At 58.9% G+C, this 25350-nt stretch carries 20 protein-coding genes; 10 read left to right on the top strand and 10 right to left on the bottom strand.

Going from position 1 to position 25350, the window contains the following annotated elements; translation table 11 throughout:
* The first annotated feature begins 125 nt into the window (after positions 1–125).
* From HKN37_02685 to ggt, 3 genes are read left to right on the top strand one after another with little or no spacing between them, the layout of a single operon-like run.
* Positions 126–1637, top strand: a complete 1512-nt coding sequence (locus HKN37_02685) for a peptide MFS transporter (protein ID NNE45548.1) — start codon at positions 126–128, stop codon at positions 1635–1637.
* 21 nt (positions 1638–1658) lie between these two features.
* Entirely contained in the window at positions 1659–2111 is a 453-nt protein-coding gene (gene dut / locus HKN37_02690; protein ID NNE45549.1) for a dUTP diphosphatase, read from the top strand.
* Between the two features lie 13 nt (positions 2112–2124).
* Positions 2125–3831, top strand: coding sequence for a gamma-glutamyltransferase (gene ggt, locus HKN37_02695; protein ID NNE45550.1), 1707 nt, complete (start codon positions 2125–2127; stop codon positions 3829–3831).
* A gap of 3 nt (positions 3832–3834) precedes the next feature.
* On the opposite strand, the gene HKN37_02700 is transcribed toward ggt, so the two are convergent.
* From HKN37_02700 to HKN37_02730, 7 genes are all read right to left on the bottom strand, one after another.
* Complete coding sequence (locus tag HKN37_02700) at positions 3835–5166, bottom strand: BamA/TamA family outer membrane protein (protein ID NNE45551.1); 1332 nt, start codon at positions 5164–5166, stop codon at positions 3835–3837.
* A gap of 98 nt (positions 5167–5264) precedes the next feature.
* Positions 5265–6302 carry a class I SAM-dependent methyltransferase gene (locus tag HKN37_02705; protein ID NNE45552.1) on the bottom strand — a complete coding sequence of 346 codons (1038 nt, stop codon included), beginning with the start codon at positions 6300–6302 and terminating at the stop codon, positions 5265–5267.
* Positions 6295–7224 (bottom strand): glycosyltransferase family 2 protein, encoded by a 930-nt coding sequence (locus HKN37_02710; protein ID NNE45553.1) that lies wholly within the window; start codon positions 7222–7224, stop codon positions 6295–6297. Before HKN37_02710 ends, HKN37_02705 begins: the two co-directional genes overlap by 8 nt.
* Before the next feature lie 6 nt (positions 7225–7230).
* On the bottom strand, positions 7231–8481 hold the full coding sequence (locus HKN37_02715; GenBank protein NNE45554.1) for a flippase: 1251 nt from the start codon (positions 8479–8481) through the stop codon (positions 7231–7233).
* Positions 8474–9925 carry an O-antigen ligase family protein gene (locus tag HKN37_02720; GenBank protein NNE45555.1) on the bottom strand — a complete coding sequence of 484 codons (1452 nt, stop codon included), beginning with the start codon at positions 9923–9925 and terminating at the stop codon, positions 8474–8476. The genes HKN37_02715 and HKN37_02720 overlap by 8 nt, the downstream gene beginning before the upstream one ends.
* Positions 9912–11126: a lipopolysaccharide biosynthesis protein gene (locus HKN37_02725; protein NNE45556.1), complete on the bottom strand. Its 1215-nt coding sequence runs from the start codon at positions 11124–11126 to the stop codon at positions 9912–9914. The genes HKN37_02720 and HKN37_02725 overlap by 14 nt, the downstream gene beginning before the upstream one ends.
* Before the next feature lie 10 nt (positions 11127–11136).
* Positions 11137–12855, bottom strand: coding sequence for a hypothetical protein (locus HKN37_02730; protein NNE45557.1), 1719 nt, complete (start codon positions 12853–12855; stop codon positions 11137–11139).
* A gap of 4 nt (positions 12856–12859) precedes the next feature.
* Between HKN37_02730 and HKN37_02735 the strand changes: the two genes are divergently transcribed.
* Positions 12860–13000 carry a hypothetical protein gene (locus tag HKN37_02735; protein NNE45558.1) on the top strand — a complete coding sequence of 47 codons (141 nt, stop codon included), beginning with the start codon at positions 12860–12862 and terminating at the stop codon, positions 12998–13000.
* Positions 13001–13114: 114 nt separating this feature from the next.
* On the top strand, positions 13115–13969 hold the full coding sequence (ispE, locus tag HKN37_02740) for a 4-(cytidine 5'-diphospho)-2-C-methyl-D-erythritol kinase (protein NNE45559.1): 855 nt from the start codon (positions 13115–13117) through the stop codon (positions 13967–13969).
* 24 nt (positions 13970–13993) lie between these two features.
* Here ispE and HKN37_02745 read toward each other — a convergent pair whose 3' ends face one another.
* Positions 13994–16369 carry a penicillin-binding protein gene (locus HKN37_02745; GenBank protein ID NNE45560.1) on the bottom strand — a complete coding sequence of 792 codons (2376 nt, stop codon included), beginning with the start codon at positions 16367–16369 and terminating at the stop codon, positions 13994–13996.
* 67 nt (positions 16370–16436) lie between these two features.
* The gene (locus HKN37_02750) at positions 16437–17204 is read right to left on the bottom strand and encodes a UDP-2,3-diacylglucosamine diphosphatase (protein NNE45561.1); all 768 of its coding nucleotides are present in this window, start codon (positions 17202–17204) and stop codon (positions 16437–16439) included.
* A 132-nt stretch (positions 17205–17336) separates the two neighbouring features.
* Here HKN37_02750 and HKN37_02755 point away from each other — a divergent pair, with 132 nt between their 5' ends.
* From HKN37_02755 to ispG, 4 genes are all read left to right on the top strand, one after another.
* Positions 17337–18035: a rhomboid family intramembrane serine protease gene (locus HKN37_02755; GenBank protein NNE45562.1), complete on the top strand. Its 699-nt coding sequence runs from the start codon at positions 17337–17339 to the stop codon at positions 18033–18035.
* 101 nt (positions 18036–18136) lie between these two features.
* Positions 18137–19063: a rhomboid family intramembrane serine protease gene (locus HKN37_02760; protein NNE45563.1), complete on the top strand. Its 927-nt coding sequence runs from the start codon at positions 18137–18139 to the stop codon at positions 19061–19063.
* A gap of 11 nt (positions 19064–19074) precedes the next feature.
* Positions 19075–20163, top strand: a complete 1089-nt coding sequence (locus HKN37_02765) for a hypothetical protein (GenBank protein NNE45564.1) — start codon at positions 19075–19077, stop codon at positions 20161–20163.
* Positions 20164–20319: 156 nt separating this feature from the next.
* A complete protein-coding gene (ispG, locus tag HKN37_02770; protein NNE45565.1) occupies positions 20320–21408 on the top strand; it encodes a flavodoxin-dependent (E)-4-hydroxy-3-methylbut-2-enyl-diphosphate synthase in 1089 nt (362 codons plus the stop codon).
* Positions 21409–21565: 157 nt separating this feature from the next.
* Here the strand turns inward: ispG and HKN37_02775 are convergent, their stop codons facing one another.
* Complete coding sequence (locus tag HKN37_02775) at positions 21566–23542, bottom strand: tetratricopeptide repeat protein (protein ID NNE45566.1); 1977 nt, start codon at positions 23540–23542, stop codon at positions 21566–21568.
* Positions 23543–23579: 37 nt separating this feature from the next.
* On the opposite strand from HKN37_02775, the gene HKN37_02780 reads away from it, so the two are divergent.
* The coding region (locus HKN37_02780; protein ID NNE45567.1) for a glycoside hydrolase family 13 protein at positions 23580–25350 on the top strand (1771 nt) is incomplete at its 3' end.

Raw genomic sequence — 25350 nt, forward strand, 5'->3', positions numbered from 1 at the left:
AATATACGATTCGGTGTCTTCGCCCGCGTGCACGTCGCCGAAAATTCGATTTGCTCCGGAACCAACGGCAAAATTCATTATCTTGGCGGCTTCAATTCTCTATCGCGCATCACGGAGCGACCCGAATGACGAACGACCCACCGATGACCCCTGCTTCGGCGGCTGCCGCTCCGCAGGGCAAGACTTTCTTTGGCCACCCGCGCGGCCTCGCCACACTCTTCTTCACGGAGATGTGGGAACGCTTCAGCTACTACGGCGGGCGCGCCATTTTGATACTGTTCATGACAGCGGCTGTCGCGACCGGTGGACTCGGGATGACCGCGGCGACTGCTGCAGCCATCTACGGAATCTACGTGGCGTGCGTTTATCTCTTCGCGCTGCCCGGTGGATGGATCGCGGACCGCATCACGGGTCAACGCAACGCGATCTTCTACGGTGGCATTCTGATCGCGGCCGGAAACTTCAGTCTGGCTGTGCCCGGGCTGACTACTTTCTACGCCGGTCTGCTGCTCATCGTCCTGGGTACGGGGTTGCTCAAACCGAACGTGAGCGCGATTGTCGGGGATCTGTATCCTGAGGGCGGGGCGCGACGCGATGCAGGGTTTTCGATTTTCTACATGGGCATCAATATCGGTGCCTTCGTAGCGCCGCTCGTCTGTGGTTTTCTCGGTGAGACCATTGACTGGCACCTCGGCTTCGCCGCCGCCGGCGTCGGCATGGTTCTGGGATTGATCCAGTACCGACTTGGATATCCGCACCTGCTCGACGCGGGCCATCTGAAAGAAGAGGCTCACGCCGGTCGGGGACAGGCGGTCAAGACCGTGTCGATGGGAGTAGGAGTGGTTGCTGTCATCGCGGCCATACTCTACGGCATTGACAATTCAGGGCTCGTCAACATTACGCTCGAAGGAGCTGCGTACGCGACAGGGTTCGTAATTCTCGGTCTCGCCGTGGCGTTCTTCGCCTTCGTTCTGACTTTCGGACATCTGGAGTCGGTCGAGAAGAAGCGCGTCATTGTGATCTTCCTGCTCTTCCTCGGTGCTGCGGTGTTCTGGTCCGGCTTTGAACAGGCCGCCAGTTCGATGAACCTCTTTGCAGACAGACTGACGGACCGCGTGTTCTTCGATTGGGAGATGCCTGCGAGCTGGCTTCAGTCGGTGAACCCGCTGTTCATCATTGCGCTGGCACCGGTGTTCGGTTGGCTGTGGGTCTGGCTCAATAACAAGGAGAAGGAGCCGTCCCTTCCAGCGAAGTTCGGTCTCGGCCTGCTGATGCTCGGAGTCGGATTCCTCGTTATTGCGTGGGGTGCCACGTACACGATGGACGGACACACCGTCAGCCCCATGTGGCTCGTGTCGACGTACTTCCTCCACACCTGTGGTGAACTCGCGTTGAGCCCGGTCGGACTGAGCAGCATCACGAAGCTGTCACCGAAAAAGTATGTGGGTCAGATGATGGGCACCTGGTTCATGGGTGCTGCGCTGGGTAACCTGATCGCGGGACTCGTAGCGGGGCAGTTCGAAACGCTGCCGTTGCCGACGCTCTTCGTGACGGTCGCGGCCCTCGTCGGCGTCTTTGGTCTGATCTTCCTGGTCCTCGCGAAGCCGATCCAGAAGATGATGGGCGGAGTACACTAGACCCTGCAGCGGGGCTGTCGGATGGTCGACGAGATCGAGGTTCGAATTCGACGGCTCCCGCATGCGGCGGAACTGGACCTTCCGGCGTACGCTACGAGTCACAGCGCCGGAATGGACCTGCGGGCCGCAATTACTGCAGCCGTAGCGCTGCCGCCCGGTGCGCGCGCTCTCGTCCCGTCCGGGATTCAGATCGCGTTGCCCGATGGCTGTGAGGCGCAGGTGAGGCCCCGCAGTGGTCTCGCGGTGCGCCACGGAGTCACAGTCCTGAACTCTCCGGGCACTATCGATGCGGACTACCGCGGCGAAATCAAGGTCATCCTGATCAACCACGGCTCCGAAACATTCACTGTCAATCGCGGAGAGCGGATAGCCCAGCTCGTGGTTGCGCGCCACGCCCGTGTTCAGTGGAATGAAGAGACGGACCTCGACGAAACGGTCCGCGGGGAAGGTGGCTTCGGCCACACCGGCACGTGAATCTGGACGAAGCATGCAGACTCGCTTGAAGGTCATTTTCGCGGCAATCTGCTGCGTAGTCATCGTGCCATCTGCGGGCGCGCAGTCGGGGCGCACACCTGCGCCGGCGCGGCACGGGATGGTCGTCACCAATCACTACCTCGCGTCGGAGATCGGTCGCGACATGCTTGCTCGTGGAGGTAACGCGATAGATGCCGCAGTCGCCACGGCGTTCGCGCTTGCCGTCGTTCTCCCGTCGGCCGGAAACATCGGCGGCGGTGGGTTCATCGTCTATCACGGCGCCGACGGGTTCGTCACCAGCTTCAACTTCCGTGAGAAGGCCCCGATGGCCGCCACGGCTCGCATGTACCTCGACGAGAACGGGGAAGTCAAGAACAACTCAAATCACGATGGCATTCTCGCCGTCGGTGTGCCAGGCACGGTCGCCGGACTTGCTCTTGCTCACGAACGACTGGGCACGATGAAATGGGCCGACCTCGTCAAGCCCGCCGTGCGTCTCGCCGACAAAGGGTTTACTGTTTCGTGGAACATGGAGAGATTCCTGAAACAGGTCGTACAGCGAGCGGATGATTATCAATACGCCTCGACGGCCCGCGTCTTCTCCAAAGACGGTCGGCCGTATGTGCCCGGCGACGTGCTGCGACAGAAGGACCTCGCACGAACGCTCAAGCGCATTCAGAAGAAGGGCAAGGACGGTTTCTATGCGGGCAAGACCGCGGAGTTGATCGCGTCCTACATGCGCGAGCACGGCGGACTGATTACCGAGGAAGACCTTGCTCGATACGAGGCCGTCGAGCAGCCCCCGACACACGGGACCTACCGCGGATATGACGTCTACTCGATGGCGCCTCCGAGTTCAGGCGGCGTGGTCCTGACGGAGATGCTGAACATACTGGAGGGTTATGATCTCGCGAGTCTCGGGCACAACTCGGCGGCCTATCTGCACGTGCTGACTGAGGCCATGCGGCGAGCATACGCAGACCGCGCCCGATATCTCGGCGATCCGGCTTTCAATCCTGAGTTGCCGATGGACAAGCTTGTCTCGAAGGAGTACGCCGAACAGCTGCGGAACAGCATCGATATGTCGCAGGCCTCCGTCAGTGACTCAGCGGATTTCAACATGGCCTTCGAAAGCCCTGAGACCACACACATCTCTATCGTCGACGGTCAGGGGAATGCGGTTGCACTCACGTACACGCTCGAATACAGCTACGGCTCGAAGATCGTTGTGGATGGAGCGGGCTTCTTGCTCAACAACGAGATGGGCGACTTCAACCCGATCCCTGGTCGGACCACATCTACGGGGCTCATCGGTACGGATCCGAATCTGGTCGCGCCGGAAAAACGCATGCTGTCGAGCATGACGCCCACGATCGTCGCTCTAGACGGACAGCCACGTCTTCTCATCGGGAGTCCGGGCGGACGGACAATCATCAACACCGTCCTGCAGGTCATCCTGAATGTGATCGACCACGGCATGAACGTGGCACAGGCCGTTGAGGCGGGCCGCATTCATCACCAGTGGCTTCCGGACACTACGCGTTTCGAGACCTGGCAGATTTCCCCGGATACGCGACGGATGTACGAAGACATGGGCCACAGGGTCAGGCTCCGCAGCAGTCAGGGATCGGCGAACGGGATTCTCGTGGATCGCAAGAACGGCTTGCTCTACGGAGCAGCGGATTCGCGCGGCTTCGATTCCCGTTCTGCCGGATACTAGCGATCAGAACGCCGGGATCAGGCGGAGCCAGAGCGACGGATCTTTCGAGCCTCCCCTGTCGGTGAGCGGAAACGCAAGGTCGAGTCGGACGCGCCGGTCGAACAGGCCAAGCCCTATCCCGGCCGACGTGAACACATCGCCTACGGTGAACGACTCGTTCGCCGGGCCATCTACCCAGCCCGCATCGAAGAACCCGGACACCTGAAAGTTGTCAAGCAGATTTCCGACCAGTCCGAAATCCGAGACAGAGAATTCTGCATTGCCGACCCACATCGCGTGCCCGAAGAATGCATTCTGGGGGTAGCCTCTCACGGATCCGATGCCGCCTAGTGTAAAAGCTTTTTGTACGGGTGCGCTTTGCGCAGCTCGTCCTCCAATCATCCGGAGTCCGAGGCTGCTCTTTCGTGTGGTTCGAATGTAGACCCGACCGTCGGCCATCACGCGATTGAAGTCGAAATCACCACCTAACCCGTCTCCCAACTCCGCCTGAATGCGAAACACCGCTCCGGACGGCAACGAGTGAAAGCGAGAGATGCTGCCGCCCTCGACGACAACCACGACAGACTGCATGTGGCCGTCACGAACCGGCGGGTTGAATCGGAAATGATCGCCTCCGAACAGAGACCAGCCCGTTTCTCGACCGACCGACCGGTAGTCTTCCGAACGGAATCCTGCCGAAAACTGGAGATACGGACTGATGCGAGCCGCCGAATAGACACTCCAGCCTTCTGTCTCGTAATAGTCGAAGATGTCGTGGTTGAAGAAGAACGCCCCGAGCGTATTCTCAGCCCAGCTTGATTTCCACAGGTCGTCCGTCGCGGTCATTCGGCGATACGATCCGCCGAACTTCACGTCGGCCCCCTCTTCGCCGTAGGGCTCGCCGAGGCGGGCTTCCGCACCGATCTCGTATTGAAGTCGTTTCGAAGCGAACGCATAGCCGAATTGGCCGTGCACGCCGGTTCGCTCGTAGGAATCCCATTCGAGAGGCCGCATGCGAATGCCAAGTACAACTCCGTCGACGCGGTTGTATCTCCATGCGGGCGTGGGCCGGTACACGGAGGTGGATCGGTAGGGCCATCGGTAGGCGAAGTCCCCGACGAACGCGGTGAGGTAGTGGTCGTCGGCGGGCTCATGGCCCCCGTGGGTCAAACCCAGTCGGGAGACAGTTTGGTTGAGCCGGGCGAGGCCAAAATCACGCGCACGTGTCAACAGGGAATCCGGCCGGAGGATGGTTTCCTCCTCATGCCTGTCTGTATGCAAAGCGTCGGCGCGGGCGACGGCCGGCGCAAAAGCAAAGGCGATCAACAGAAGCGCAACAGGTTTCACTTTTTGCATAACTCGACCGGCATCGTTTGACCCAAATACGATTTCGAAACGCGTCTGTTACAGCCAGCCATCGATCCCTCCAGCTTCATTCCTAATTCCGTAGGCGACTACGCGGTCGCGTCTTTCGACTGTGACAGCACGAAGCACGCTTGATCGCCATCGTACGCCAGGTTCAGCGTGGCTGCTTGCCTGGACCAGGCCTTCATCTGTGCGCGAGTGAACAAGCCATGCCTGCCGCTGTTCTGGTGCGATCGCGAGTCGCTCAGTGAGATATCCATCCGATACTGTTCGCTGCCCCAGAATTGAAACGCATCCGAGTCATAGCGGACCGATTCAACCCGCATCCCGTTTCGATTCGCCAACAGCCCGATTGCCTTCGCACTGAACACGTGAGTGTGTCTCGGGGCGTCGAGCTGCACCCAGTCCGACGCGTAGTTTCGATACACAAAGCAGTCAGCCACCGGAGTCCGAATGAGAATCTTCCCGTCTGCACTCAAGCGATTCCTTGCTGCGGACAGATCGCGATCCGGGTCGGCGACATGCTCGAGAACGTGGTGCAACATGATCAGATCATACTCGCCATCGACATCATGAATGGTTGCCTTGCGGATTCGGATGTCGGAGTCAAGATTGACATCTTCGTCGATGTAGGGATCCACTCCGTGCAGATGGCGGAATCCGATATTTGCCAATTCCAATAGATTCTGTCCGGTACCCGAACCGACGTCGAGAATCCTATCGGCCAAATGTGCACCGGCCTGCTTCATCCATGTTGCGATCGGGGCAGGACCTGCAACACGTACAAGGGCTTTGCCGATGAGCGACGGCTGGTCGAGTGTCTCGCGTGCCCGAATTCGTTTGAGAAGTCGGACTACTGCGTGCTGGTTCTCCGTGCTCTTCGAGTAGTATCCGTCGGGATAGTATTTGCCGACATCTTCGGGAGCATTCTCGACTTGAATCGTTCCACATTCCGCGCAGGCGTAGTAGGGAAACGCCTCGCGCAGGCCGAGCATCATTTCCCTGACAAGCAGTCGCTCATTCCCGGTGTCATTCCCGCAGATCCTGCAGGCGAAACCGTGCCTGGCGTCCGGATCACCGCGACCCTCGAGCCGGGGATCAGCTGCACGTTGATCTGAATCACTCATACTCCCTGATGAACCACTGTGTAAGTCGCCGCGCCGCATCACCACGTAGCTGGTATTCGTCCGATTTGCCGGGTGAAATCCGTTTCAGGATCGCAAAGAAGGGAATGCGGATAGCGAATCCTGCAAGTCCCGACCATCGGTGGAGTTTCACCATCCATGAAGAGTGATGCCTGCGCAGAAACTGAGTTGCACTTCGCTGGTGAACAATCTGTTGCTCTGCGTAGTGCTCCATCGAGGCGGCGCCGCCGAGATGCGTGATGCTGGCCTCTCGCGCAAAGTAGTTTACAAACCCCTCGTGCAGAAGCCGATAGCACATCTCCGTTTCCTCTCCGTACATGAAGTACGACTCGTCCCAACCGCCGATCTTGTCGTATGTGTCTCGGCGAAGCGCGAGGGCACATCCCTTGACGATATCGACGGGCGATGTCCGATCGGGGACGCGATCGATACGCCGGTCTCGGCCGAGAATGAAAGAGCCAAGCGGCAGATGCTGTCTCAGTATTCCTCGTGCAGTGAGCAGATCGAACGTACTCGGCTGGATGGTCCCGTCCGCATTAAGAACCAGCGGTCCAACGGCTCCGGCATCGGGGTGCTGATCGAGAAACGAGCACAGGACGGGAATTGCCGCTCCGTGGACAATCGTATCGGGGTTCAGGAAAAAAAGCACCCTGCCTGACGCTTCGGCGGCTCCCTGATTATTTGCCGCAGAGAACCCGGGATTATCATCGTTGATGATGACCTTCACGGGTGTGGGGGTGGTCTCAAACAGCCCGCGTAGTCGCTCTCCACTCCGATCCGGCGATGCGTTGTCCACGACGATGATTTCGTGGTCCAGCTCCTCGGCCGATTTCGCCGCAGACCGAATCGCCTCGACGGTAAGATCGAACGTGTTGTAGCTGACGATGATAGTTGAGCAGTCCATGTGCGGTCACCGTTGCTCCATCCGGCCGAGCACTCCCCGCAGGCGCAGCAGCAGGGCGATGCACAACAACAACTCGGTCGTGACGGTAGCCCAGGCCGCTCCGTAGAAGGAGTAGCGTGGAATCATCACAAAATTGGTGACCACGTTGAAGAGTGCGGCGAATCCCATGATGATGGCCAGGCGCTTCTGGTCGTCGGCCGCGCTGAGTGCTGTTGCCACGGTGTAGTTCACAAACATCAGCGGCAGTCCAATGGCAAGTATCTGCAGCGCCAGCGTGGCACCGGAAAACACCGGGTCGCCGGAGAGGAAATCAATGATGTAGCGTCCACCCGCGGCGAAGATGACAGACATCACAAGAGCCGAGGCGAACAGCCCACCCGCGCCCGTCCTCGTCAGTCCAATCAATCGCGTCCGATCTCCGGTGGCGAAAACGGTGGACAAGCGCGGGTAGAGGACTGACGTTACGATCCCGGGAATCAGGTACGTGGCTTCAATGATCCGAAATGCGAGTCCGTACAGGCCGGCGGCCGACTCGCCGATCATGGCATCGACCATCACACCGTCGGTTCGCAGGTAGATCATAACGAACTGTGCCGCAAGCCCGAGCGGAATCGCGTGCGCGAGTGCCTTCCGAGTGAACGTCGTGTCGATTCGGTCGGGACGGTAGTCCGCAATGCGGTGGTTTATCCACAGCAGATTGCCCACGAAAGTGACGGCCATCGCTCCAGCCATTCCACCGAGGACCACAGTGGTACTGCGCGTGGCAAACAGAAGAACAGTACCGACGGCAACGACAAGTACCTTCTCCAGAATGACCGACGCGGCCTCCAGCTTCATGATCTCGATGGCTCGATAGAAGCCTCGGAGATGCGTCGTCAGCGACAGAAAGATCGTGTAGAGTGAGGCGAACACCAGCGCGCTCATCTTGGCGCCCTCGTAGCCGAGGACTCTTCCTACGAGCAGCGTGAGCCCGAATGAGACAACGCTGAGTCCGATCTGTAGCGTCAGCAGGTTGGACAGGAACGTTGATGCCTGATCCGGGCGCCGGCTGACCTCGCGAATCGTGTACTGCGTGAAGCCCCAGTCCGCAAACACATTGATAATGGCCGCCAGAAAAAGTGTGGCGGTCAGTACTCCGTAGCCCAGGTCCCCGAGTACGCGCACGCATAGGAAGATGATGAAGATCAGCCACAGCGGCTTGGACACCGCGTTGCCTACAGTGAGCCAACTGAGATTTCTCTTGATTGACTCAGCCATCCGTCTCTGGAGTGGTAGCGGGAATAGGATCGGTCCGCCGGATGTACTCAGTACAACCGGCTGCAGCCGCCGCGAGCACCGCAATAATGAGCGTTCCGTCGGCGATGAGGAAAGGATTCGATGTATTCGCGACGAGCATCTCAGCGATCAGACAAATCGCGACAATGAGTCCCACACTCCGGACGAGCGGCGACGCGCCTGCAGACCTGAAGAGTCTTGTGCCCAGAACTATGCCACGTACGAGCAGAACAAGAACGGCGGTGATACCGATGATACCGTACTTGTACCACACGCCAGCGTAGGCGTTGTGCACGAACGCGTATCGAGCCGTCTTGTCCTCGATCAGACTAAAGTAATCGAACTCGGTCCCGATCCCGTAGCCGAGAATCGGATTGACTTTGATGTTATTCCAGACCGCCGCCGTCTCATACATGCGGTTGACCATGGAGATATCGTCCGTAAACGATGTGGACAGCGACAAAAGGCGGCCGACGAGTCCGGCAACTATGAGGTCGATGATCCCGGGAAAGAACAAGAATCCGAGCACAAGCACGCTCAAGACGCCCGTGGCGCCGAGCACAATCAGGCGAAGCCGGTGCCTGTTTTCGATCAGAAGAAAGAGGACGATGGCGCCGACGCCAAAAGCTGCCCAGTAGCCGCGGCTCTGGGTAATAATGGTGCCAATGAAGAAGACCAGAAAGAGCGCCAGAGCGACAAGTTTGTCTCTGCGTTGGTCGCTAAACAGAAAGAAAACAAGCGCGCCGAGTGCAGGCACTAACTGCAGGACCTCATTCAGTGCGACGCGTCCTTTGGTGATCTCGTAGAGCTGTTCGGCGGAGGCCAGTGCGGATCGATAAGTGAGTGCGTTTCGGAGAAACACGAACACTCCGAGCCACGCGACTACCAGAACCAGGGCTTTGAGAGCGCGCTCGGGATTGCGAGCGCAGGCCTCCTTGACGGGGAAGTAGAAGGCCATCATCAGCAGGACGAGCATCTCGCCGGCAATCACTTTCGGTTTCGCCCCGAAGAACACGGCCCAGGTGACGGAGGCGAGTGCGATCATCAAATATGCAGCGACAGCGAGATCTACGGGGTCCGTGATGAATCGGTTGCCGCCGATATAGAAACGCTTCCCGTACCACAAACCGAGAAAGGCGGCGAAGTACAGTCCATACACCACCTCCGTGAGCTGCAATCCCGCCTCGTAGTCGAGAATCAAGACGAAAAGCGCGATGGTGATCCAGAGGTTCGACCCTTCGCGCGCGAAGAGGGCCAAACCGACAAGAGATGCTGCCAGTAGCACCGGCACCGGCCAGATTCCCTCAGCCATTGTGACGCTGCCGACGAGCAGCAGAATCAGCGCGATTCCAAAGCCGGCCCAGAGCACAAATCGACCGAGTCGATCGAGTTGGTCCGGATCCCTTTCAATTCTAGCGAGCAGCATGTCCGCCTGGGCGCGTTTCGTCCGGCGCGACAATTCGTGACCAGACGGTATGGTAGTTTCGGGACCACCAGTCGAGCAGGAGAACGAGCAGGACGGACAGTATCAACGCCGAAGCAGTCGACGCCACGACGATGACACTCCGCAGCGGGCGGGCCTTCCGCTCCGCGGGATATGCCGGGTCGACGATCTGTACGGCTTCGGTCTCGCTGCGCTCACTGAAACGGGCTTGCTCCAGCACGGGTGCGACGACCTCGAGTATCCGCTCCTGAATGATGCGTTGAAGTTCAATGTCGGCGTACGTGCGTACCACCTGTGGCATGCTGTCCTGGGCAACCGGGAACAGACGTTCGCTTCCAGCCAGCAGCTGCCGGTATTTGAGATCAGCGCTTCGAACGCCGTTCCTCAGTGACTTCACCTTCGGATTATCCTCGCCGAGGTCACGTTTCAGCGCTTCGTACTGGATTTCGAGTTCGAGAGCCCGGCCACGCATTCCTGCGATCTGGCCAAAGAACGCCTCGGTCTGAATCTCGATATCATAGACTCCATACTGTTCCTGGAATCGCTGGATCATGGACAGCAGGGAGTCGTGCTCCGCACGGGCGGCTCCGTACCTTTGCTCGACATATTTCCGAAACCCCGCAGCGTTGAGCGAAGACAGGTTGCCATTCACTCGATTCAACTCTGCGGCCATAAAATTCGCGATGTCGGCTGCGCGCTGCGGGTCTTTGTCCAGAATCGAAACCGACAGGAACTCGTATTCGTCATCGACGGTGATCTTCGTGTTCTCTCGCAGCATCTCGACGACGTCTTCGCGGGGCGATTTTGAATCTTCGAGATCGTACACTGCCAGAAGGTTGAATTCGTTCGCTACGCGCTCCATCACCGAGCGGCTTGTCAGGATGGCGATGTAGCGGGTGTAGTCACCGACGGACGAACCGAGGAAGGACTTTGCTGCCGACGAAATATCGCCGAGCAGTGCGGCAGAGATACCGCCGCCAGCCCCCGACTCGGGTATGAGCAGTCGCGTCGAACTCTGGTACCACTTGGGTAGCAGCAGGCTGATTACGATCGACAGCACTCCGACGATCGCCGTCATGGTCACAATGAACCGTCGCCGCCTGTAGATCGTGCGCAGCGCGTGCCACACGTCGACCTGACGTGCAGTTGATCCCGTATCGAACTTCTGTCGATTGTCGTCCATCAGAGGCTCGCTATTTTCCAAGGCTTACGATGAGTGCGACCACCGTCCCAACCGCACTGATCGACTGAAGGACGATGCCGATCGTTCGGGAACGCGTCTCTGCACGAAAACGCCGATCCTCCAGCAGGATTCGCTGAAGTTCGGCGGAGTCGGCCGTGTCCGCAGTGCGCGATACGAACACCATGTCGCCGGATTGTACGCTAACGCCGTCACCCTCCCGAAATCGACGGGTACCGGCTTCCATCAAAAAGACCTTCTCGGCAGCATCGCCGAGGCCTCCCGCCGTCTGGATATAGTCGCTCGTGACGTGCCCCGCGACGTACGGAACAAATCCCGGCATATTCACCTGCCCGAAGACGAACACAGTCCGGTCATCTCGCGGGATGTGCAGTCGGTCGCCATTCATCAGGATGGTCCCGTCAGTTTCGGATTCGAGGTCGATCGAGACTCGATTCTGCAGGTGCATCTCCTGGGCGAGGTACGTTCGATTCAGAAAATCCAGATCGGAAAGGCGGACGCTGCGCAACGCCTCCTCCGATGGAGCTGTCAGCAGGTACGGCATCCAGAGCGGTTCCGCGGGAACGGCGGCAAGCGCAGATCCAGGTGAGCTGAGTGACGGAACATGCCGCGTGCTTTCGGTCTTCTGGGCTTCGGTGGGCAGATCCCGTACCAGATACGCACCACGCAGAAGCGCATCTTCCCTGAAACCGCCGGCCATCCGAACGAGCGCTGCGACTGATGTCTTTCCCTCGACGATTGGATACGACCCGGGAAATCGGACGCGGCCTTCCACATGGGCAAATCCCTCGGTCAACTCTTCCGGCAAGACAAACACATGGTCGCGAGCCCGAAGATAGTAGTCGCTGCCACCGCCGGCGTCGAGCGAGACGATCTCGTCAACAGTCTCTCCGGATACCCACCGTGAGACACGTACCTCTCCTGCCAACAGTGTCTTTTCAACACCGGTCGCGACCGTAACCAGATCTCGTACCGACTCGCCTTCGCGGTAGTCGTACGTACCGGAAAACGGTACATGGCCACTGATCGAAACGCTTTCCTCCTCAGGATTGTATGCCGGCACACTCACGATGTCGCCGTCCCTCAGGTATGGGTTGAGATCCGTGGTTCCCGCGGCGAGATACGCCATCAAGTCGGCCTGTACCTTCGACCCGTCTCGTCGATAGACAGTGACGTTCCGAAGTGCGGGTTGAAAATCGGGGTTGCCAACAGGGACCCTTGTCGTATCCATGTACGCAAAAGTCAGTGCATCCGAGACCCGGGAAACGGGCATCACGACATAGCGCCCTGGCGCTGTCACGGCACCCACAACATGTACGTAAAACTGACGTGGTGAGGCGAGTGATATCGAGACCTCGACGTTTCGGTAGCGCTGCTGCAACTTGGTCATGGCCGTCTCAATCGCACCTGCAAGTGTCGAACCAGCGACGTTTACGGCACCGGCGTCCGGGAGCATCAGATGTCCGTCTGCAGTGACTGGAATAGCGGCTGCTACGGACTCTATCGACGAGATGATGATGCTGAATACGTCGCCCGGACCGACGATGTATTCATTCGGATCGACCGGACCCTCCAGGGGCACGACGGTAGACGAGGCCGCGTTACGCTGTATGCGCTGTTGGAAGAGTTCGCTCGGACTGGACGAATCCCGTGACGAAGTGAGACCCGAAGTACCCACCTGGGCGATAGCGTCGCTGTGCCATGATGCCACAGAAATGACGGCAAAAAGGCAGAGCGCAACTCTCAAGGAGCGAGAGAAAGCGAGCATCAATCCTCTGGTTGTTGATCGATTTACGTCAGTAACGGTTGGCGTCCACAGGACAGGCTACGGTGTGTGGAACAGCCAGCAGATGTAGCAGAGGAGATATACGCGCCCTGTCGAAATGAGATTGAGAGAGCATTGAACTGATCACGTAAATTAACGTTTTGGCGGTCCGTTCGCAATCAGTAGAGTCACACGGGGGAATCGATTGAGGCACCTGCAGCGTCAAGCTCCGGCGAAGATCAACCTCGGCCTGCACGTCAAGCGAAAGCGAGCCGACGGTTTTCACGAGATTGAGACGGTTTTTCTGAGGATTGGCTGGTCTGATCGTCTGACGGTGGTGCCCGCTCCCGAACTCACGATTACGTGTTCTGACCCTGCGATTCCGGTCGACGACCGGAACACCTGTATGAAGGCAGCCCGACTGCTGGCGACACAAGCCGGCACCACGTTGGGGGCACACATTGAACTCGAGAAGCGTGTTCCATACGGTGCCGGCCTGGGCAGTGGTTCGAGCGACGCAGCCACGACGCTTCAGTTGCTTGTCAACTTGTGGGGCCTGGAAATCAGGGAAGATGTGCTGATGGACGTTGCGGCCTCGGTGGGATCGGACGTGCCGTGTTTCCTGAAGGAGCCCGCCGCGTATGCGGAAGGCCGCGGTGAATTGCTTTCAGACCTGAAGTGTGGAGACGGACAGGCCTACGAATTTCCGTTCACACTGGTCGTGGTGGTGCCGCCGATTCACGTGTCGAGCGCCGATGCGTACCGGTCCGTGATTCCTCGCGACACAAGACGGCCGTCGCTGGTGTCACTCGTCTGCACGAACGACCTCGCTCTCTGGAGAGAAAGGCTGAAGAACGACTTCGAGGCTTCCGTGCTGCGTCGGCACGCTGAGATCGCCGCCGTCAAGCAGCAGCTGATGGATCTCGGAGCCGGCTATGCGAGTCTGTCGGGCTCGGGCTCGGCTGTCTATGGCGTGTTCGAATCTGAGTCGACTGCTGAGCTGGCCGCCGCCGCCGGTGTCTTCGCCGGGATGAAGGTGTGGCACGGAACCGCAGGCTAGGCAGTACCAATTCCGAACCTCGGGTCACCAGCCGACCCTTCCACGCTCTCGACGCTGGTCCTTTCGATTGAGGTCGTTCTCGTCGCCATCCTCACCGATGGCACCCGTTGCTCCGATGGAGAGGCCAAGGTCGGCCGGCGTCGGGAAGCGCGCATTGGACAACTGTGGGTCGTCTCCCATCAACGCGTTCTGCAGGAAATCACCCACAATAAACAGCGCATTGTGTGCACCCTGTCCCCACCAATCCGATCGAAACGCAATCCGGCGATCGTTGAAGCCGACCCATGCCCCCGTTACCAGTTCGGGATGCATCGCGACGAACCAGCCATCCGCGTTGTTCTGGGTCGTCCCGGTCTTTCCGGCCAGGTCAAACGCACCGAGTCCGAATTGGCCACGGAGGCGGACGCCGGTTCCGTAACGAATGACATCGCGCATCATATCGAGAACGGTATACGCGGTCTCCTGCGAGATTGCCATCTGCGGCTTCGGTTCGGCCTCGTACAGGACGTTGCCATAGCGGTCCTCAATGCGGGTTACCACGGTAGGCTCGTGATATTCTCCGCCGCTGGCGAGTGTCGAATACGAGCTGGTCAATTCCAGCAGCGTCACGTCGCTCGTTCCCAGTGCGATGGACGGCACTTCTTCAAGGCGGCTCTGGATGCCCATCCTTCTGGCGTAGAAGGCCACCTCTCGAGGAGAGACCAGCAGCACCAGGCGCCCCGTGACCGTGTTCTTGGAACGAGCTAAACCTTCTCGCAGGGTATAGTATTGACCCGATCCGGTGCTGTCCAGCCGCGAGTTGCCCGGATTCCATTCGTTGCCAAGCCCATCCACATGTGTGAAGGTCGTGTCCTTCAACTCGTGGAGCGGTGAGTAGCCGTTGTCGATAGCAGCAGTGTACACGAACGGCTTGAAGGTTGACCCTGGCTGTCGCTTCGCGATCGCCACGTGATCAAACCAGTCCGTAGCTAGATCTCGTCCTCCGACCCATGCCTTGACGTACCCTGTGCGGGGTTCGATCGAGACGACGCCCGTTTCGAGTCTGGTCTTTGCTACTCTGAGCGAGTCCATAAACTCGCCGTTCTGACGAAGCGTTGCAACGGCCTCGTTACGTTCCTGGCCATCTCTTCTGAGCTTCCGGTACCGTTCGGTCTCACGAACGAACGAGTCGATAGTGCTGGGATTGGATTTCCAGTAGTATCCGAAGGGTTCGTAGTCGGCCGCTTCTTCGTACGCCGAGAGGTCGGTACTGAGCTCATAGCCCGATGCACGACTCCATTCGTAGTCGACCACTTTCTGGAGCGGCTGCATGTACCGGGCGACGGACTTCTGCGCAAGCTGCTGAAGTCTGGAATCCAGAGTCGTATACACGACGAGCCCGTCCGCGTAAATGTCGAAACCATTCTCGCGACCCCAGTCCGTCGTCCAGTTGCGCACGTATTCCGCGAAATATGGTGCGAGTCCCTGAGTGATTTCGGAGGACTGATAATTGGTCTTGACCGAGTCGTCTCGGTGCGCCTCATAGTACTCGCGAGTGATGGCCTCTCTTTTCACCATCTGGCTCAGTACCACGTTTCGGCGACGTTTCGCGTTCTCCGGGTTGCGGACAGGGTTATAGCGGGAGATCGCCTGCAGCATTCCGACGAGAGTCGCGCCTTCAAGTACGTCCAGGTCTGCCGGCGCCTTTCCGAAGAATGTCCGTGAAGCGGCGTCAATGCCAAACGCGTTGTTGCCAAACGCAACCGTGTTGAGATACATCTCGATGATTTCGCGCTTGGTGTACCGTCGCTCGAGCTGCACGGCTGTGACCATTTCCTTCAGTTTTCTCGGCACCGTCACTTCACGTCCGATCTCTTCGTTGTAGAGATTTCGCGCGAGCTGCTGGGACAACGTGGATCCACCCTGCGGATCGCCACGAAGGACGTGGTACGGGATTGCCATCGTTCGGATGATGTCGATTCCCCAGTGGCTACGGAAGCGGTGATCCTCCGTGGAGACCAGGGCATCGACCACACTGGGTGAGATATCCTCATAGTGGGCCCACGATCTGTTCTGCCGGGCATATCGCTGCAGCTCAATTCCGTCCGCCGTATAGGCGACGGTGGCAAGCTGGAAGTCCGGGTTCTCCAGCTGTTCGAGTGAGGGAAGGTCATCGCTCAGAGAAAGCAGATAGGCGCCCACGATCAGTGTTCCTGCGACGGCCAGAAAGACGATTATACCAAGCGCGTAGACGGCCTGGGACTGTTTCTGACTCGACGTACGCCTGCCGACAAACGCGCGGATCCGGCTGAGCCAGCCGTCGGGTGGCGTCTCGGATCCGTTGCTACCGGGCCCGTGCCGCCGGGACGGATCAGCAAAGTACCGGCGCAGTTCGTCTTCGGTATACTGATACTCGCTCATTCGAAGGGGGGATCGATCGCTCCAGAGAGTCTAACGTTCGACGGGGCGAACTAGTATGCGGTCGCCTCTAGTGACCGGATCGGCTGTTTTCGGCGACGTGAAAGAGATACACGGAAACGACTTCGCCGTTCCATTGACGCAGCACAATTGACGACTTATCGACGGTCGCATACGTCCGGTCTACGTGCCAGCTTCCGGTATTCACGTACACCCCCCGGCCGTGTTCAATGCACTGGGGCCGATGGGAGTGGCCCTGGACGACGACGTCGGCCTCGCCTTCGAGGAGTTCCCTCGCGTGATGTTCCAGTCGCTCGATCGTCTGCGGTTCGACGGAGTCCGATCCAAACCGATTCTTCGTCCATCTCGCAAGGCGGTGGGCGGCGTCGGCCGGAAGGAGAGTTCGGAACAGCGCGAAGGGAATCGGATGTCGGACAACCCGGCGCAACATTGCCGACATCTGATCGATACCGGCCTCGTCCCCGTGTCCCAGGACAAAATTCCGGTCGAGGAACGGCACCGTAATGGGCTGCCGGTGTACGCGGACACCCAGTTCCTGCTCGAAATGGTCGATATGCCAGGGGTCGTGGTTTCCTACCACGTAATGAACCGGTATTCCGCTGTCCGTCAGCTGCGCCAGCCTTCCTTGAAAGCGAACGAATCCCTTCGGGATGAGGTGACGGTACTCGACATACTGATCGGACACGTCCCCAAGCAGATACACGGCCTCAAGTTCGTCCTGCAGGCTATCCAGGAGTGCCAGTAAATCGGCTTCCTTGGCGCGCTCGGCGTTTCGGTCGGCCTTGCCGAAATGCATGTCGGAGACGATCAGGAGCACGTTCGCTGGTTCTATTGGTCGCGTTGGATGTAATGACCCGGCAGGTTCGGCACCAGGACCCGGGGCTCACGACAACATATCGCATGGCTTGTGCGTATGCAGGCGTCGTCCACGCAATTACAGACGAATTTGATGAATCAGGATTATTACCGGGCGCCCACCCAACTATCAGTTTTTCCGCCGGTTATCAAGAATCTTCTGATTCTGAACGGCCTGTTTTATCTGGCGCAAATGGCTGTCGATCTGACACTCAGCAATGACCTCGCTCGGGTGCTGAATGGCATGGCGCTGTATCCGCTGGGAGCGCCCGACAGCGGCTATTCCATCTTTGGTCCCGGCATCGTTGACATCCCGGGATTCTGGCCCTGGCAGCTAGTTACGTACGGATTTCTCCATGGCGGTTTTGGCCACCTGTTCTTCAATATGTTTGCGCTGTGGATGTTCGGGATGAGGATCGAGAACGATTGGGGATCGCGACGATTCGCCATTTTCTACTTTGTATGTCTGGTAGGTGCCGGGGTAATTCAGATGTTTGCGATGTACGGCCAGCCGGTACCGACGGTCGGCGCCTCCGGAGGCGTCTTCGGGATCCTTCTCGCATTCGGCATGATGTATCCCAACGAGCCCATCTATCTGTACTTCCTCTTCCCGGTCAAAGCGAAGTGGCTTGTGATCGGTTACGGTCTGTTTACACTGTACGCAGGCGTGACGGGAACTCAGGCCGGGATTGCCCATTTCGCCCACCTGGGGGGCATGTTGTTCGGGTTTGTACTGATCCAGTTCTGGCGCGGAAAACTCCCGATACAGCCAGACAGTCGGATGTACTGGTGACATTTTGCTAGAACAAGTCGACGGTCGATATCGTAATCGGCCTTAGCCATTTTATTCCAGGCAAACGCACTTTTGTGCCGGCAGGAGTTCAATTGGACATCTTGACTCGTTTTCGGATCTGGTACGCAGCCCAGCCGCGCGCGCTGCGGGCCCTGCTGACGATCAACGTCGTCGCGTACCTCCTGTGGCAGGTCATTTTTCTTCACATCGGCGCGGTCAACGAGTTTGTCTTCGGATATCTCGCGCTCCATTCGGCCTGGCCCGGTGTAGCGCTCACTGCGTGGCAGCTCGTCACGTACAACTTCCTGCATCTTGATCCCGGCCTCGGTGGACTCTTCCACATTCTGTTCAACATGCTCTGGCTGGTGTGGATCGGGCGGGACTACGAAAACATGCACGGAGCGGAACGGCTCCTTGCGATATACCTGCTGGCGGGAATAGGCGGTGGCTTGCTGACCGTCGCTTTTGATTTCATCACGCCGACGACGTTTGTGGTGTACGGGGCCTCGGCTTCGGTTCTCGGCGTTGTCGCGACCGTCGCATTCCTCTATCCGCACAAGGCGATCTCGCTTCTGTTCATCGGGAATGTTCGGCTGATCTATCTGCTCGCTGCCGTGCTCGTCATTGATCTTCTTTTGATGGCTGGATCGAACACGGCCGTAGCTGCTCACTTCGGTGGCGCAGCGACGGGATTCGCGTTCGCCCAGGCCCAGAAGAACGGGATCGACATCTGGTCCTGGGCCGGCGTTTTCTTCGGGGGCAGAAGCCGGCAGAGAGGCGGAGGTACCCGATCGCATGCACCCACCGACTCCGGATCTCCACTCGGTCGCATGGAGAACTGGCTGGCGAATCGCAACAAGAAGGAAACGGCCCGTATCACTCGTCTGGATACAGTAATTCGGAAGGAAGAGTCCGAGACGAGCCCTCAGTCCGAGCTGGATCGGATTCTCGACAAGATCAGCGAGGAGGGTTTTGACGCCTTGACGGCAGGAGAACGGCGCTTCCTCGACAAGGCCAGCCAAGATTGATCGGGAGTCCCTTGCTATTTCGTCGATTCGTAAAGTCGATTGCCTACGTCATCTATGCAGCGCTGATGGCGGCGTTTCTGGCAGGATATACAGCCAGATTCGTTCATCCCGGTACCTTCTGGTGGCTGCAGCTTGTCGCCATTCCGCTCCCGTACCTGAGCGCAGTGGTTGTTCTGGCAGCCCTGCCACTGTTGTTGGCTCGGCGCTGGAAGGCGCTCGTATTCAACGTGGCCCTGATGGTGCTCGTAGTCATCCGGTTCGCTCCGACGGGCGGCGGTGCGGATCCAACCGAGTTCGCCATAGGCGAGCGGCTCTCGATCATGACGCTCAATTACCCGTCCCTGTATTCTCGCGACGGCGGAGCGCGTAGCCTGGCTTTGCTGAATCTTGTGCGTAAGGAGCGACCTGATGTGATCGGTCTACAGGAGGGATGGGCCCACTACAGCGAGGATGGGTCGCCGCTGAATCCACGCAGGGACATGACGGTCCTTACTGACTCTGCCGCCTACCTCACCCTGGGGCCGCAAGGGCGAGACCGGTCCGTATCTCACGTACCAATCTACAGCCTCTTCCCGCTCGACCAGGTGAACCAGTTCATTCTCGGCCCCGATCAGAGTGGAGTCGGCGCGGGAGTGACCCGTTCGGAAGTAACATGGCGGCGGCGCAAGATCGTCATCTACAATATCCACCTTCAATCTTTCGGATCGAAGAAGCCGTGGAGGGAAGAGAATACGAGCTGGCTCAACCCGCGCACCATTATCAGATACCTGCGTCAGTATAGGAATGCGATCATACGTCGGTCGGGGCAGGCCGAGCAGTTAACAGCGATGCTGAAGGATGAAACCGATCCGGTGATCGTGATGGGCGATTTCAACTCGACTCGTCACAACTGGGACTTCAATCATATTCGAGAGGGATTTCAGGACGCCTTCGCGATCGCGGGTTCAGGCCGGGGCGCCACCTATCACGCACGATATCGCTTTGCCCGAATAGACTTCATACTTGCGTCGCCGGAATTTTTCGTCCTGTCGGCGCGTGTACCCGGAGTCGTGTTGTCGGACCACCGGCCGCTGATCGCATCAGTTGCGTGGCGAGAATAGGTCCTGTCCGCCTGGCGCCGACCGTGCGGGTCGCCTGGTCAAGGTTCGTCGAATACGAACGTCCCTTCCACACCGGTGGACCCTGCCTGAGACTCCGGTGTTTCAGGCGTCGTAGCTCACGCATCAGGTCACTCTATCCTATTTGAAGCAGCAGGCATGCAACGCCCAAGACGTATATCGAGAGCAGTCAACGTAGGACCTGTGCAGATCGGAGGCGGTGCCCCGATCTCCGTGCAATCCATGACCGTCGGCAAGACCCACGACGTCGACAAGTGTCTCGACGAGATTCGTGGATTGGCCGATGTCGGAGCTGACATCGTTCGAGTGGCTGTGCCTCGCCCGGAGGATGCAGATGCGCTGGCCGACATCGTCGCCGGCTCACCTGTACCCATCGTTGCAGATATCCATTTCAATTATCAGTATGCACTGAAGGCGATCGAATCGGGTGTCGCGAAGGTTCGGATCAACCCCGGTAATATCGGGAAACCCGAATGGGAGCACGAGGTGCTGCTGGCAGCAAAGGAAGCCGGAATTCCCATTCGTATCGGTGTCAATTCCGGTTCACTCGAGAAGGACATCCTTGACAAATACGGCTATCCGCAGCCGGAAGCTCTGTTCGAGAGCGCGATGCGTCACATCGAGATATGCCGGAAGCACGACTTCGAGGATATCGTAATATCGGTCAAGCACTCGGATGTCTACTATATGATCCAGGCGTACCGACTACTGGCTGAGAAGACGGACTATCCGCTCCATCTTGGCGTGACGGAGTCGGGCAGCCTGACATCAGGCACCATCAAGAGCTCCATCGGGATCGGTGCTTTGCTTGCCGATGGGATCGGCGACACGATACGCGTTTCGCTGGCCACCGAGTCAACGCACGAGGTGCGCGTCGGGCACGACATACTGAAGGCACTTCGTGTCGGACGTCCGGGCGTAAATATCATTGCATGTCCCACATGTGGCCGACTTGCCGGCGATCTTTTTACGGTGGTCGAGGAGGTGGAGGCTGCCGTCAAGGCGCGCAACTTCACGAAGGATCTCAGCGTGGCGCTGATGGGCTGCGCCGTGAACGGTCCGGGAGAGGCAGCCGGTGCGGATCTCGGCGTGTCGCTGGGCAGGGGCCGTGCTCACCTTTTCAAGCGGGGAGAAATCGTCCGGACGGTGGAGCAGGATGAGATCGTGGCGGCCGTGCTTGAAGCGATTGAAGAGTGGGAGGACGAGGAGCCCGCCGCAGCAGAGTGACGCAGGCATCATCGCGGCATCGACTTCTGACTGTTGCGCTCTTGACGCGTGCGTTGCCGGTCGATGCATCAGCCAGCAGCTTGATCCGAGTCGGTATCGCGGTCGGCGGCGTTCTCAGGTCTCCGTCGTAAATCTGCGTCGATGCTGGCGATCGCACTCAGGATCCCGGAAGTGATGCAAGCAGCCGGCGTGTATCCTGATGCCCCGGATACAACTCGAGAACACGCGCACCCGTTTCTCGAGCTCGCACGAACTGTCCCGTGAGCGCATAGGCGCCTGCTAGGTTGTAAAGTGCTTGCAAACTCGACGGCTCGATCTGCACCGATCTCTCCAGGTGCGGAATGGCCTCTGCGTTGCGGCCGGCCTGGACTAGCAGACTACCCAGCATCCGCCTGCCGTCCGCCGAATCGAGGCGATCCAGCGACGCCTCGCAATACTCTATCGCCTCCTGGTACCTGCCTTGTGCGATCATGATGTTCGCGGCGGCGAGATACGGATTGGGAAGAAACGGATACCGCTGAATGATTGACAGCAGTGCCTTGAGTGCACCAACGTAGTTTCCGTTTCGGGTGTAGTGCTTCTGCAACTCGTCGAGCGCGTCCAGTTGACGCATCTCGCGCTCGAAGACGCGAAGGGCAAGACGACCCTCCTCCGTACTGGCTGCTATCGTGTCCAGTGGGAGCGGAGCGGCCCCTGCAGGTCGGAACGGCCACGAAGACATCAGTGACTGGATCCGATAGAGTCCCGCGATCGAGTCGATCGGGGTGACGAGTAACTCCCGGCGCGCAGTCTCCCGGGATATCGCACCAGCCCACTCGCCGACGAAACGTCCGGATCTGAGTGCGTCGTAGAAGGAATCCGCGATATTGAAGTAGCCGTCGATATTCGGGTGAAGATGCTCCGTCATGACGTCGCTGCCCGGAATCCCACCCGCGGAGACGGCTGCCAGAGCCTGCTCCGTTTCGACCACCGTCGCTCCGAACCGAGATGCCGTCTCTCGAATAATCCGATTGATTGCCTCCGGAGCCCGAAAACGGAGTTCGTCACGATCTTTTGCCATGACATAGGCACGCCGGGCAGCGGCAAATTGCTTTCGACCGTCGTACAGGCGCCCGATCAGATAGAACGGGTCAGCCGCCAGGGAATCAGTGCGGATCATTTCCTCCAGCGACCGAAGCGCCGCGCTGGAATCTCCGCGAGCGATCTGGTCTCGTGTCGAAGCCAATCTCGCTTGCCAGCGCTTAATGTCGGTCGCGGCCGCGGGGCGACTGATAAACGGAGGCTGGTCGCGAACATTGCTGGCTACTGTACCGATCAGCACTGGAATGCCGGCGTCCCGGTAACGCTCCAGTATGTCGCCGAGGTTGTACCGGAACTGCCGTAATCCATCACGGAAGATGCGGGAGTCGTACGGTATCCGCTGCCTGCCGACCATCCTCTCCATCAGAGTCGCGCCCGGCCTCTGTCCTCGCTCCCGACCCTGAAAAGCAGCGGCGGCACTGCTCAACAGCGACCGGAGGCCCTGTACGAGTCGCAGGTTCTGCAGCTTCAGATATGCGCGGACCACCACGGGTGAGCGACCGAGCGACTCCGACGATCCGACACCGAGCGCTCCGTAGTACTCGTTGTGCCCGGCGTAGATCAAAACCAGATCTGGCTCTTCTGCGATGATCTCGTCGGCCAGATCCGCCAGCGTGTAAGAACCAACAGCAGCCATCGCCGTGTTGACCACCTCGATGTTCCGCCCGGGGAAGCTCTGCAATAGTCGCTGCTCCAGCATGTCCGGGAAACTGCCGCTGAAGTAGAATGGGAATCCCGCGGCCGTCGATCCGCCCTGGACGAAGATTCGGAACGTGTTCGAGTCCTTCACGGCCCGGAACGAATCGAAAGGGATGCCCGGTACTTTCTCGATCGACGCGAAGTACCTTCGGGCGACATCTTCGTTGGGCCGTTTGTAAGATGCGTACCCGGGGACCGGCTCGAACAGAGGGTAGTGCTCACCGTATCCTGCCAGGCGAAGGCCGACCTCGAGCAAGGCAAAGAACAGGATCGGTAGCAGAAGCATCATGACCACGAACACTTTACGCTTGAGTGGCGTGGCGCCCGTAACGATCTTTGTCTGTGCCTTATTCAATGCGGGGGCGTGCTGATTGACAGAACCGGTAAAGATAATGCCGACTTCGACGGCTCGTGAAACGTGTCTGCGTTCAGGATGGAATCGCCCGCTCAGCCAGTGTGGTACTGCAGCGATCGTCGTTCTTCTTCTAAGCCTTACAGCATGCACGGTGGTTCCACCGGCGCAGGATACAGATGCGGCGAGCGTTCCGGCCTGGGCGGAGGAGGCCGTATGGTACCAGATCTTCGTTGAACGGTTCGCCAACGGTGATTCGTCGAACGATCCTACGCTGAACGACATTGCTGGCTCATGGCAGGACGACCATCCCAGCGACTGGAAGGTTACGCCATGGACGCACAACTGGTACGAGCAGGAGGACTGGGCGAAGGCGACCGGACGCGACTTCTACTATACCGTCCAGATGCGCAGATACGGCGGTGACCTGGCCGGCGTATTGAATCATCTCGACTACCTGCAAGATCTCGGCATCACCGCGATCTACTTCAATCCGATCTACGACGCTCCGTCGCTGCACAAGTACGATGCGCGCAGCTATCATCACATCGATCGAAACTTCGGTCCGGATCCGATTGGTGACAGGGCGCTGTCGGCGACGGAAGATCCGGCCGATCCGTCGACCTGGGTGTGGACTGCGGCCGACAGTCTGTTCCTGCAACTGCTTGGCGAAATCCATGCTCGAGGAATGCGGGCAATCATGGATGTTTCGTGGAACCACACAGGCGTTACGTTCTGGGCATGGCGGGACGTGCTCGAGAAGCAGGCTCGGTCGCGATTCGCCAGTTGGTATGACGTGGAACAGTTCGACGACCCGGAGACCTCGACGAACGAGTTCACCTATGACGGTTGGGCCGGCGTTGGCACGCTGCCCGCCTTTCGAAAAGTGGGTGTCCCGGAGGATTTTCACGGCGGTCCGGTCGATGGAGATCTGGTCGCTGGCGTTAAAGCTCATGTCTTCGCCGTGACCAGGCGCTGGATGGATCCCGACGGTGACGGCGACCCGTCGGATGGCGTCGACGGTTTTCGGCTCGACGTGGCGGACCAGGTCCCACTCGGATTCTGGCGCGACTATCGGATGCTTGTCAAGTCGATCAACCCGGATGCCTATCTGGTAGGTGAGGTGTGGTGGGAAGACTGGCCGGATCGCATGATGGACCCCCGTCCTTATCTGGGTGATGTCTTCGATGCCGTGATGAATTACCAGTGGTACATGCCGACGCGCAGTTTCTTTGCGAGTGCGCTGCCTCCACGGAATGCGACCGGCTACCTCGCTCATCTCGACTCCGTTGAATCTGGCATACCGCTCCGAAATTTGCGGGCGATGATGAATGTCGCGGCGTCTCACGATTCACCGCGATTGTCCACCTCGCTTCATAATCCCGGGAAGTACAAGTTTGGTGTGAACCCGCGCGACAATCCGGGCTACAGAGTGAGCCGCCCGGGAGAGCGAACACGTCTGATGCAAAAGATGCTTCTGATGCAGCAGTTCACGTACCATGGCGCCCCGCACATCTGGTACGGCGATGAGGTCGGAATGTGGGGAGCGGACGATCCTGATTGTCGCAAGCCGATGATGTGGTCGGGCCTGAACTATGAGCCTGAAGATCAGGGGCCTGATGGTTCACCGCAACCACCCGATGAGGTGCAACCCGACACGGCGCTGCACAGGTATTACCGGGACCTCATCCAGCTACGCCGCTCGAAGAGCCGATTATTTGTCGGGGGCGATATCGACTATACGATCATGGATGACGATGCCGGACTTCTGTCGTACCGGCGTACGCTGCCGGGCGACAGTCTCACCATTG

The organism is Rhodothermales bacterium (genome assembly GCA_013002345.1).
Lineage (GTDB): Bacteria > Bacteroidota > Rhodothermia > Rhodothermales > JABDKH01 > JABDKH01.